This is a genomic window from Nocardia sp. NPDC023733, from assembly GCF_040639775.1.
Taxonomy (GTDB): Bacteria; Actinomycetota; Actinomycetes; order Mycobacteriales; family Mycobacteriaceae; genus Nocardia; species Nocardia rosealba.
In genome coordinates this window covers 743,161-754,943 of the sequence record NZ_JBFAAN010000001.1, presented here as the reverse complement: position 1 = coordinate 754,943, position 11,783 = coordinate 743,161, and the positions used below count along the sequence as shown (strand labels likewise).

Sequence of the window (11,783 nt, the reverse complement as noted above, 5' to 3'; positions counted from 1 at the left end):
TCTGCCGTCGCCGGGGAACGTGGTGAGCCGCCGACCGACGACGTTCGCACAGTCCGGCTCGTGTCGGTGACTCATGGCACGATGACCATGTGTCACACCCGCCCGCACAGACGTGCGTCCGCCACCCCGACCGGCCGACCGGCCTCGCGTGTACTCGCTGCGGCCGCCCCGCCTGCCCCGAATGCCTACGGCCGGCCGCCGTCGGCCAGCACTGTGTGGACTGCGTCCGGCAGGGTCAGCGCGACGTGCGGCCGGTGCGCACCGTCGCGGGCGCGCGGGCGGGCGCGTCACCGGTGCCGATGGTGACCTACGGGCTGATCGCGATCAATGTCCTGGTCTACCTGGTGACCGCGGCGCAGGCTGGCAACCCGATGCAGAACCATCGGGGTTCGTCGGTGTTCGGCGAGTTCGTGCTGGTGCCGCTGCTGGTCGCCGACGGTGAATGGTGGCGGGTGCTCGGTTCGGGGTTCCTGCACTACGGCGCGATCCATCTGCTGGTCAACATGTTCGCGCTCTACGTCGTCGGCCGCGATCTCGAGCAGGTACTCGGCCGGGTCACCTACGGATGCCTGTATCTGGTCTCGCTGCTGGGTGGTTCGGCGGCGGTGATGGCGCTCTCGGATGCCTACACCATGACCGCTGGCGCGTCGGGCGCGGTGTACGGCCTGTTCGGCGCTGTGACGGTGACGCTGATCCGGTTGCGGCAGAGCCCGACCCCGATGCTGGTGGTGATCGGCGTCAACGTGCTCATCAGCTTCTCGCTGCCGGGGATCTCGCTGTGGGGTCACCTCGGCGGGCTCGCGGCCGGCACGCTCAGCGCGCTGGGCATCCTGTTCGTCCCCGGCTGGCTGTCGGCGCGGGATCTGCGGTCGGCGCAGCGCATCGGATGGATCGCGATGGGCGTCGTCACGGTGCTCTGCCTGGCCGTCATCGTCGCCGCCGCCCTCTGGTTACGCACGCAACCGGTTTTCGTCGTTCCCGCGGCACTCAGCACACCCGCCTGATTCGCGCTGGTCGGGGCGTTGCGCCGACCGGTGACACAACGATCGCGGCCGGGGCAACTAGGCTTCGACCCCGTGGCGGTACTGGAGGGCGCGGCGCGCAAGACACTGGCGTTCGGGCGGCGAGCCCTCGGGTTCGACGTGCCCGCGCCCGATCACACCGTCGCGGCCCTGCACCGCGACGAGACCGAGGTCCCCGGCCTCGACAAACGCGAACGCGCCCAGCTGGACCGCATCCGCTTGATGGGTGCCACCGGCGCCGTGCTGATGGCCATCGCCGCGCTCGGCATCGGCGCACAGCCCGTGCACCAGAATCCGGTCTCCGGTGTGCGGGTGCTCGGCATCTTCGCTCGCGCACACACGGGGTCGCTGGCGATGTGCATGTTCGGCACCGTGCTGGTGATCGGGGCGTGGTTGCTGTTGGGCCGCTTCGCGATCGGCGGCCTGGCCGGATCGCCACTGCACCGGCTCACCCGGTCCCAGCTCGACCGGACGCTGCTGCTGTGGATCATCCCGCTGTCGGTGGCACCGCCGATGTTCAGCAATGATGTCTACTCCTACCTGGCCCAGAGCGAGATCGCCGCGCGCGGCATCGACCCGTACGCCGAAGGGCCCGTCGCCGGGCTCGGGATCGACAACGTCCTCACCAACAATGTGCCGACCATCTGGCGTGACACACCGGCGCCCTACGGCCCGCTTTTCCTGTGGATCGGGCGCGGTATCGCCGAGCTGACCGGCGACAACATCATCGCAGGCGTGTGGGTGCACCGGCTGCTCGCACTCGCGGGCGTCGCCTTGATCGTGTGGGCGCTGCCCCGGCTCTCGGTGCGCTGCGGGGTGGCGCCGGTGAGCGCGCTGTGGCTCGGCGCGGCCAACCCGCTCGTGCTGTTCCACCTGGTCGGCGGCGTCCACAACGACGCGCTGATGATCGGTCTGATGCTGGCGGGCATGGAGCTCACGCTGCGCGCCATCTACGGCGACGGCGGCAGGCGCGACACCCTCAACGGCCACCTGCCACCGCTGGACGCACGCGGTTACGCCCTACTGATCGCCGGCGCGGTGGTGATCACGCTGTCGTCGTCGATCAAGTTCACCTCCATCATCGCGCTCGGCTTCGTCGGGATGGCGCTGGCACGGCGCTGGGGCGGCAGCCTGCTCGCCGTCGTCAAGGCCGCCGCCCTGCTCGGGGTGATCGCCGGGGCGACAACGCTTTTCGTGAGCTGGGCCAGCGGACTCGGCTTCGGGTGGGTGTTCACCCTCAGCGTCGCCAACGCGGTGCGCAGCTGGATGTCGCTGCCGACGGTGATCGGCGTCATCACCGGTTTCGGCGGGGTGCTGCTCGGGCTCGGCGACCACACCACGGCACTGCTGTCGATCACCCGGCCCATCGCGGGACTGGTCGCGGGCTATGTGACGGTGCGGATGCTGGTGGCGACCGGCACCGGCCGCCTGCATCCGGTGGGTGCGCTCGGTGTGTCCCTCGGCGCGATCGTGCTGCTCTTCCCCGTGGTCCAGCCCTGGTACCTGCTGTGGGCGATCGTCCCGCTCGCCGCCTGGGCCACGCAACCGGTGTTCCGCGTGCCCGCCGTGGCGTTCTCGGCGGTGGTGTCGATGCTCGTCATGCCGCGTGGTGCCGAATTCCAGGTCTTCCAGATCATCGGCGCCGCCCTGGCGGCCGCGGTGTGCTTCGCGCTGTTCTACGTCCTCACCCGGCACACCCTGCCGTGGCGGGCCCAGGCGGGGGTGTCGGCTCCGTCACAGGAGGCCACGGCTTACCGTGTCACATCGTGACGAGAAGCCCGGGACCCGCCGTTAGCGTCGACGGCGTGGTCAAGCGCTACGGCGACACCACCGCGGTCGACGGCCTGCGTTTCGACGTGGAACAGGCGCAGGTTTTCGCGCTGCTCGGCCCCAACGGCGCCGGAAAGACCACCACCGTCGAGATGTGCGAGGGCTTCGTGCGCCCCGACGCGGGCACGGTCCGCGTGCTCGGCCTGGATCCGATCGCCGACTCCGAACAGCTGCGGCCACGCATCGGCGTGATGTTGCAGGGCGGCGGCGCCTACCCCGGCGCCCGCGCGGGCGAGATGCTCGACCTGGTCGCCGCCTATTCCGCCGACCCAATCGACCCCGACTGGCTGCTGCGCACCCTCGGCCTGCAGGACAACCGGCGCACCCCCTACCGGCGCCTCTCGGGCGGTCAGCAGCAGCGCCTCGCCCTCGCCTGCGCCCTGGTCGGCAGGCCGGAGATCGTGTTCCTCGACGAGCCGACCGCCGGTCTGGACGCCCAGGCCAGGCTGATCGTGTGGGAACTGATCGACGCCCTGCGCCGCGACGGGGTGAGCGTCGTGCTCACCACGCACATGATGGACGAGGCCGAACAGCTGGCCGACCAGCTCGTCATCATCGACCACGGTGAGATCGTCGCCCAGGGCACCCCCGCCGAGGTCACCGCGCACGGCGCCGCCGGTCAGCTGAGGTTCTGCGCCCCACCGAAACTCGATATCGAGCTGCTGAAATCGGCCCTGCCCGAAGGGTTCTCGCCGCACGAGACCACGCCTGGCACCTACCTGGTCGAAGGCGAGATCACCCCGCAGGTACTGGCGACGGTGACCGCATGGTGCGCACGGATGGACGTGCTCGCCACCGACATCCGCATCGATCAGCGACGCCTCGAGGACGTCTTCCTCGAACTCACCGGACGGGACCTGCGCGGATGACCGAGACCGTGAGCCGGTTCCAGCCCGGCACCTTCACCCCCGACCCGCGCCCCGCCTCGCGCGCCGCGATGCTCGTCGCGCAGACCACGCTCGAGCTGAAACTGTTGCTGCGCAACGGCGAACAGCTGCTGCTCACCATGTTCATCCCGATCACCCTGCTGATCGGTCTCACCCTGCTGCCGTTCGGTGATCTGGGCGCGGACCGCGTGAACCGGGTCGTGCCGATGGTGATGATGACGGCGGTGATGTCGACCGCGTTCACCGGTCAGGCCATCGCGGTGGGCTTCGACCGCCGCTACGGCGCCCTCAAACGGCTCGGCGCCACCCCGTTGCCGCGCTGGGGTGTGATCGCGGGCAAATGCGCCGCAGTGCTGATCGTGGTGGTGCTGCAGGCGGTCCTGCTCGGGGCGATCGGGATGGCGCTCGGATGGCGTCCCGGTGCGGGCGGCCTGGCCCTCGGCGCACTGGTGATCGCACTCGGCACGGCGACCTTCGCGGCGATGGGTCTGCTGCTCGGCGGCACGCTCAAGGCCGAGATCGTGCTCGCTTTGGCGAATATCCTGTGGTTCGTCATGCTCGGTATCGCCAGTCTCGTACTGGTCGACACCGTGCCCGCCGCGCTGACGGTGATCGCGCGCCTGGTTCCCTCCGGCGCACTGGCCTACGCACTGGAAGCGGCACTGGCCGGGTCGATCGACTGGTTCGGCGTCGCGGTACTCGCGGTGTGGGGCGTGGTGTGCGGGTCACTGGCCACCCGTCTCTTCCGCTTCCACTGACGTGACCAACGACGCACTGTAGTAGCCCGGGTATCGAGCGGGAAACGCCTGCCAGTACCATCGTGACGTGCTGTATCGCGCCTTCATCGGCCTCGTCGACCGGCTGCCACTCCCCTCGCTGCGGACCCAGCGGCTCATCGCCCTCGCGGTGATTCTGAGCCAGGCCGGGATCTCGGTGACCGGCGCGATCGTGCGCGTCACCGCGTCCGGTCTCGGCTGCCCCACCTGGCCGCAGTGCTTCCCCGGCAGCTTCACTCCCGTCGGGGTGTCGGAAGTGCCGGTGCTGCATCAGACCGTCGAATTCGGCAACCGACTGCTCACCTTCGTGGTGACGCTGTGCGCGGCGCTGATCGTGCTGGCCGTCGTCCGGGCCCGCCGTCGCAAGGAAGTCCTCGTCTACGCCTGGCTGATGCCCGGCGGCACCGTCGTGCAGGCGATCATCGGCGGCATCACCGTGCGCAGCGGCCTGCTGTGGTGGACCGTGGCCGTGCACCTGCTCGCCTCGATGGTGATGGTGTGGCTGGCGGTGGTGCTGTACGCGAAGATCGGCCAGCCCGACGACGGCATCGACACCGTGCAGGTGCCCGCTCCCCTGCGCTGGCTCACCGCGCTCAGTGGCGTGGCGCTGGCGGGTGTGCTGATCGCGGGCACGCTGGTCACCGCCGCCGGACCGCATGCCGGCGACAAGAGCATCGATCGGCCGGTGGCACGCCTCGAGGTGGAGATCGTCACCCTGGTGCACCTGCACTCGCAGCTGCTCATCGGGTACCTGGCCCTGCTCATCGGCCTGGCCTTCGGCCTCTACGCCGTCGGCATCACCCCCGCGATCCGCAAGCGCCTGTTCGTGCTGCTCGGGATCGTCCTGTCCCAGGCTCTGGTCGGTGTCGTCCAGTACTTCACCGACGTCCCCGCCGCCCTTGTCGCCATCCACGTGGGTGGCGCCGCGGCCTGCACCGCCGCCACCGCGGCCCTGTGGGCATCCCTGCGCATCAGAGAGACCGTCGACGCCCCCGCCGTCTCCGCAGCGGCGACGCACTGACGACCGGCTCCCGAAAAGCACCCGGTCGCCGCACGCTCACATCGTGAGTGCTGCGGCGACCGGGTGAAAAAGTCGGATCGCGACTCCGGGGTCAGGCTCCCGGGAAGACATTCGCGTTGCGGGCCTTGGGGAACTTGGTCGAGCGAGCGACCCAGCCCGCCATCTTGGCCCAGTGCCCCTTGGCGGGGGTGACCTTGGAGACCAGCTCGCGGTCCCACTCTTCGGTCTCGGTGAGCCCGTCGACGCGCTCGACGACGGCCTTGGCGGTCGCCAGATCGGCCACCACACGGTCGCCGAGGACGCCGTCCTCGCCGACGAGGGTGATGCGCACACCCTGCTCGCCGATGTACTGCAGCACGGCCGTGCCCGAACCGCCGTGCTCGGCGACGAACTTCGCGATGGACTTCTCGACCTCGGCGGGCACCTTCACGGCCTCGGGCGCGGCGGTTGTACTCATGGGCGAGAGTTTACCGGTCGGTAGTTTCGCGTCCACCCCCGAGTGACACCGAACACGGGGTGTACAAAGGGGACTCATGCGCGCGATTCAGGTTTCCGAGCACGGCGGTCCCGAAGTCCTGCGGTCGGTGGAGGTGGACGACCCGCGGATCGGCCCGAAACAACTGCTGGTCGACACCCAGGGCGTGGGTGTCAATTACATCGACATCTACTTCCGCACCGGCCTGTATCCGCAGGCCACACCCTATATCCCGGGCTCCGAGGGCACCGGTGTGGTCGCCGAGATCGGCGCCGAGGTCACCGAGTTCGCCGTCGGCGACCGGGTGGCGTGGGCGGCGGCGCCGGGCAGCTACGCGGAGAAGGTGGCCGTCGACGAGGCGGTGGCGGTGAAGGTGCCCGAGGGCGTGGAGCCGGCCGTCGCCGCAGCGGCCCTGCTGCAGGGTATGACCGCGCACTACCTGGTCGAATCGGTGTTCACCCCCGAACCCGGCGACCCGGTCCTCGTCCACGCGGGCGCGGGCGGGGTCGGTCTGCTGCTCACTCAACTGGCCGCCGCCAAGGGCGCGCGCGTGATCACCACGGTATCCACCGATGCCAAGGAGAAGCTCTCCCGCGAAGCCGGTGCCGCCGAGGTCCTGCGCTACGACGACGACCTCGCCGCCCGCGTTCGCGAACTCACCGACGGCCAAGGCGTCGCGGCGGTCTACGACGGCGTCGGCGCGAGCACCTTCGAGGCGAGCCTCGCCTCGTTGCGGGTGCGCGGCACTCTCGCCCTGTTCGGCGCGGCCAGCGGCCCGGTACCGCCGTTCGACCCGCAGCGCCTCAACCCGGCCGGTTCGCTGTGGCTGACCCGCCCATCGCTGGGCGCCTACACCCGCGATCGTGCCGAATTCCTCTGGCGCGCAACCGATATCTTCGACGCCATCGCGGCGGGCACGCTGAACCTGCGCATCGGCGCCACCTATCCGCTCGCCGACGCCGCCGACGCCCACCGCGACCTCGCGGCCCGCAAGACCACCGGTTCGATCGTCCTGCTGCCGTAGACGCGAAACCGGCGGCCGGGCAATCACTGCCCGGCCGCCGGTTCGAGTTCGCGCGAGAGCTACAGGCCGACGATGCTGCCCAGCGTCGTCCAGCCGAGCACCGAGTCCACGGCCAGACCGCAGAACACCACGGCCAGATAGTTGTTGGACTGCAGGAACAGTCGCAGCGGCTTCACCGATTCACCCCGGCGCACACCCGCGTACAGCTGGTGCGCCATGAGCAGGAACCAGGCACCGGCGACCAGCGCGACGGCCGCGTAGATGACACCGGTCGCGGGGACGAGGGCGAGGGTGGCCAGCACCGTCAGCCAGGTGTAGATGACGATCTGCTTGGTGACGACCTGCTCGGTCGCGACCACCGGCAGCATCGGCACGCCCGCCGCGCGGTAGTCCTCCTTGTAGCGCATGGCCAGGGCCCAGGTGTGCGGCGGCGTCCAGAAGAAGATGACCGCGAACAGCACGATCGCAGGCCAGCCGATGTTCCCGGTGACCGCCGACCAGCCGACCAGCGCGGGCATACAGCCGGCCGCGCCACCCCACACCACATTCTGCGAGGTCCGACGCTTGAGGCCCTTGGTGTAGACGAAAACGTAGAACAGGATGGTCGCGACCACGAGCACACCGCTGAGCAGGTTGGCCTGCCACCACAGCCAGGCGAAGGAGATCGCGCCGAGCGCAAGGCCGAAGACCAGCGCGTGCGAGGTGGGCACCGCGTCGCGGGCCAGCGGGCGGCGCGCGGTCCGCTTCATCACCTTGTCGATGTCGGCGTCGGCGACACAGTTGAGAGTGTTGGCGCTTGCCGCGCCCATCCAGCCACCGAACAGGGTGACCAGGATCAGCCGGATGTCGACATTGCCCCGGTCGGCCAGGAGCATGGTCGGGATGGTCGCGACGAGCAGGAGCTCGATGACTCGCGGTTTGGTGAGCGCGATGTAGGCCAGCGGCTTACGCACGACCCGGGCGAACACGCTGTCGCCCGCCAGACGATCGGCGAGAGCCGTCGAGGAATCGTGCGCACCGCTACTACCCGGCTGGTTACCGATCCGCACTGTTTCTCCTCGCACGCTGTGCTTCGCATCCGGCATTGGAACGAGCAGCGCGCGGCTGCGGCGCGGCCACTACTACACACGATGGTAGACGGGTGACGGTGCCGCTCCACGCCAGGCCCCTGCCACCGTGGGCGCCGTCACCCGGGTCGCGCCGCCCGTCCGGCGGTGAACCGGTCCCGACGCGCAGGTGAACGACGTGCCGCGCGCCGCGCCGATTCCCGGCGACGACCCCCAGCGTGATCGTGGGACAGGCAACTAGACTCACACTCAGGGTTCGCGCCGATCAGGTGGAACAGCACCTCTAGGGTATTCCTGTACATCGGTACGCACCCCCGGCCGCGTGCGGTCCAGTACGACACCATCGCCGCTGCCATCTACTCGCCGTCGACGAAACCTAGGTCAGGAGAACCACGGTCGTGTCAGTCACAGACGACATTCGCGCCCTCACTCAGCGGAACTATCCCAGCGACTGGACGGACCTGGACACCAAGGCCGTCGATACCGCCCGTGTTCTCGCCGCCGATGCGGTGCAGAAGGCGGGCAACGGTCACCCGGGTACCGCGATGAGCCTCGCCCCCGTCGCCTACAGCCTCTTCCAGCGCGTCATGCGCCACAACCCGGCCGATCCGAGCTGGTCCGGCCGCGACCGCTTCGTGCTCTCGTGTGGGCATTCCAGCCTCACCCTCTACATCCAGCTGTACCTGGCCGGTTTCGGCCTCGAGCTGTCCGATCTCGAGCAGCTGCGCCAGTGGGACTCGCTGACCCCGGGTCACCCCGAGTTCCGGCACACCGACGGTGTCGAGATCACCACCGGCCCACTCGGCCAGGGCCTCGCCTCCGCGGTCGGCATGGCGATGGCGGCCCGGCGCGAGCGCGGCCTGTTCGACCCCGACGCCCCGGAAGGCGCCAGCCCGTTCGATCACCACATCTTCGTCATCGCCTCCGACGGTGACATGCAGGAAGGTGTCACGGCCGAGGCGTCCTCGATCGCGGGTACCCAGCAGCTGGGCAACCTCGTGCTGATCTACGACGACAACGAGATCTCCATCGAGGACAACACCGACATCGCCTTCACCGAGGACGTGGCCGCGCGCTACGAGGCCTACGGCTGGCACGTGCAGACCGTCATGGGCGGCGAGGACGTGGTGGCGATCGAGGCGGCCATCGAAGCGGCCAAGGCGGTGACCGACAAGCCGTCGATCATCATCCTGCGCACCATCATCGGCTTCCCGGCCCCCTCCAAGATGAACACCGGTGGCGTGCACGGCGCGGCGCTCGGCCCCGACGAGGTCGCCGCGGTGAAGAAGGCGCTCGGCTTCGACCCGGACAAGTCCTTCGACGTCGACCCGGCCGTCATCGAGCACACCCGCAAGGCGCTCGAGCGCGGCGCGGCGGCCCAGCAGGCCTGGCAGGCCGACTACGACGCCTGGGCCGCGGCGAACCCGTCGAACAAGGAACTGTTCGACCGCCTGCTCACCCGCTCGCTGCCCAAGGGCTGGACCGAGCACCTGCCAACCTTCGAGCCCGACCCCAAGGGCATGGCCACCCGCAAGGCCTCCGGTAAGGTGCTGGCCTCGCTCGCCGACGTGCTGCCCGAACTGTGGGGCGGTTCGGCCGACCTGGCCGAGTCCAACAACACCACCATGCCCGGTCAGCCGAGCTTCGGTCCCGAAGCCATCTCCACGGGCATGTGGAAGGCGCAGCCCTACGGCCGCACCCTGCACTTCGGTATCCGTGAGCACGCCATGGGCTCGATCCTCAACGGCATCGCCCTGCACGGCCCGACCCGCCCTTACGGCGGCACCTTCCTGGTGTTCTCCGACTACATGCGCCCGGCCGTTCGCCTGGCCGCGCTGATGCGGGTGCCCGCGATCTACGTGTGGACCCACGACTCCATCGGCCTCGGCGAGGACGGCCCGACGCACCAGCCGATCGAGCACCTGGCCGCGCTGCGCGCCATCCCCGGCCTCAACGTGGTACGCCCCGGCGACGCCAACGAGACCGCCTACGCCTGGCGCACCATCCTCGAGCGCGACTCCGACGAGCACGCCTCGCACTTCCACACCTACGACGCTCCCCACCAGGACGGCCCGTCCGCGCTGGCGCTCACCCGCCAGGACGTGCCGACCCTCGAGGGCACCAGCTACGAAGGCGTGCGCAAGGGTGGCTACGTGCTGGCCGAGGCGTCCACCGGCACCCCGGAGCTGATCCTCGTCGGCACCGGTTCGGAGCTGCAGCTGGCCGTCGAAGCACGCACTACCCTGGAGGCACAGGGCATTCCGACCCGCGTGGTCTCGATGCCGTGTGTGGAATGGTTCGACGCACAGGACCAGGCCTACCGCGACGAGGTGTTCCCGCCCGCGGTCCGCGCCAGGGTCGTCGTCGAGGCCGGCATCGCGATGCCGTGGTACCGGCTCGTCGGTGACGCGGGCGAGATCGTGTCGATCGAGCACTTCGGCGCGTCCGCGAACTTCAAGAAGCTCTACAGCGAATTCGGTATCACCGCCGATGCCGTCGTCGCCGCCGCGCAGCGCACGCTCGACAAGGTGAAGGGGTAAAACCATGGCACAGAACGAGAATCTCGCCGCACTCGCGGCAGCGGGGGTCTCGGTGTGGCTCGACGATCTGTCCCGTGACCGCATCAAGTCCGGCAACCTCGCCGACCTGATCGCGACCAGGGGCGTCGTCGGTGTCACCACGAACCCGTCCATCTTCCAGGCCGCGCTCAGTGTCGGTCACGCCTACGACGCGCAGGTGAAAGACCTTGCGGCCCAAGGCGCCGACGCCGATGCGGCGATCCGCACCATCACCACCGACGATGTGCGCGCCGCCTGCGACGTGCTCGCCCCGGTGTTCGAGTCGACGGGCGGTGTCGACGGGCGCGTGTCGATCGAGGTCGACCCGCGCTTCGCCTTCGACGCCGACAAGACGGTCGCCCAGGCGATCGAGCTGTGGAAGATCGTCGACCGCAAGAATCTGTTCATCAAGATCCCGGCCACCGAGGCGGGCCTGCCCGCCATCACCTCGGTGATCGCCGAGGGCATCAGCGTGAATGTGACGCTGATCTTCTCGGTGCCGCGCTACCGCGCGGTGATGGGCGCCTACCTCGACGGTCTGCGGCAGGCCAAGGTCGCCGGCCACGACCTGGCCAAGATCCACTCGGTTGCGTCGTTCTTCGTCTCCCGCGTGGACACCGAGATCGATAAGCGGCTCGACGCGATCGGCACCCCCGAGGCGCTCGCGCTGCGCGGCAAGGCGGGCGTGGCCAACGCCCGGCTGGCCTACGCCGAGTACCAGGACGTGTTCGACGGTGGGGCGCACACCTCCACCTACAACCACCTGGCCTCCCAGGGTGCCAACCGGCAGCGGCCGCTGTGGGCCTCCACCGGTGTGAAGAACCCGGACTACCCCGACACCCTGTACGTCACCGAGCTGGTCGGCCCGAACACGGTCAATACGCTGCCGGAGAAGACGCTGCAGGCCTTCGCCGACCACGGCGAGGTGCGGGGCGACACGCTCAGCGGCAAGGCCGTCGAAGCCGCGCAGGTGTTCAGCGACCTCGAGGCCGCCGGCATCGACCTGGCCGACGTGTTCGAGGTGCTCGAGCGCGAGGGTGTCGACAAGTTCGAGGCCTCCTGGGGTGAGCTGATCGACGCCACCACCGAGGAACTGCGCACCGCGGCGGCAGGGGGCAACTGA

General features: G+C 69.5%; 10 protein-coding genes. 8 read left to right on the top strand and 2 right to left on the bottom strand.

The features are described from left to right. Positions 1-89 precede the first annotated feature (89 nt). The 5 genes from AB0F86_RS03410 (at position 90) to AB0F86_RS03390 (ending at position 5,536) form a co-directional block, all read left to right on the top strand. Entirely contained in the window at positions 90-1,004 is a 915-nt protein-coding gene (locus AB0F86_RS03410; RefSeq protein WP_356984269.1) for a rhomboid family intramembrane serine protease, read from the top strand. A 72-nt stretch (positions 1,005-1,076) separates the two neighbouring features. Next, the gene (mptB, locus tag AB0F86_RS03405) at positions 1,077-2,792 is read left to right on the top strand and encodes a polyprenol phosphomannose-dependent alpha 1,6 mannosyltransferase MptB (protein WP_181698055.1); all 1,716 of its coding nucleotides are present in this window, start codon (positions 1,077-1,079) and stop codon (positions 2,790-2,792) included. Further along, positions 2,786-3,721: an ABC transporter ATP-binding protein gene (locus tag AB0F86_RS03400; protein ID WP_174550292.1), complete on the top strand. Its 936-nt coding sequence runs from the start codon at positions 2,786-2,788 to the stop codon at positions 3,719-3,721. The genes mptB and AB0F86_RS03400 overlap by 7 nt, the downstream gene beginning before the upstream one ends. After that, entirely contained in the window at positions 3,718-4,497 is a 780-nt protein-coding gene (locus tag AB0F86_RS03395) for an ABC transporter permease (RefSeq protein ID WP_225280688.1), read from the top strand. Before AB0F86_RS03400 ends, AB0F86_RS03395 begins: the two co-directional genes overlap by 4 nt. Before the next feature lie 67 nt (positions 4,498-4,564). Then, a complete protein-coding gene (locus AB0F86_RS03390) occupies positions 4,565-5,536 on the top strand; it encodes a heme A synthase (RefSeq protein ID WP_356984267.1) in 972 nt (323 codons plus the stop codon). A 91-nt stretch (positions 5,537-5,627) separates the two neighbouring features. On the opposite strand, the gene AB0F86_RS03385 is transcribed toward AB0F86_RS03390, so the two are convergent. Next, positions 5,628-5,993 (bottom strand): hypothetical protein, encoded by a 366-nt coding sequence (locus AB0F86_RS03385; protein WP_225280686.1) that lies wholly within the window; start codon positions 5,991-5,993, stop codon positions 5,628-5,630. Between the two features lie 76 nt (positions 5,994-6,069). On the opposite strand from AB0F86_RS03385, the gene AB0F86_RS03380 reads away from it, so the two are divergent. Beyond that, a complete protein-coding gene (locus AB0F86_RS03380) occupies positions 6,070-7,035 on the top strand; it encodes a quinone oxidoreductase (RefSeq protein ID WP_356984265.1) in 966 nt (321 codons plus the stop codon). 59 nt (positions 7,036-7,094) lie between these two features. Here AB0F86_RS03380 and AB0F86_RS03375 read toward each other — a convergent pair whose 3' ends face one another. Further along, a complete protein-coding gene (locus AB0F86_RS03375) occupies positions 7,095-8,084 on the bottom strand; it encodes a heme o synthase (RefSeq protein WP_067493681.1) in 990 nt (329 codons plus the stop codon). Positions 8,085-8,500: 416 nt separating this feature from the next. Here AB0F86_RS03375 and tkt point away from each other — a divergent pair, with 416 nt between their 5' ends. Further along, on the top strand, positions 8,501-10,642 hold the full coding sequence (tkt, locus tag AB0F86_RS03370) for a transketolase (protein ID WP_356984263.1): 2,142 nt from the start codon (positions 8,501-8,503) through the stop codon (positions 10,640-10,642). Positions 10,643-10,646: 4 nt separating this feature from the next. Continuing rightward, positions 10,647-11,783: a transaldolase gene (gene tal / locus AB0F86_RS03365; protein ID WP_181698049.1), complete on the top strand. Its 1,137-nt coding sequence runs from the start codon at positions 10,647-10,649 to the stop codon at positions 11,781-11,783.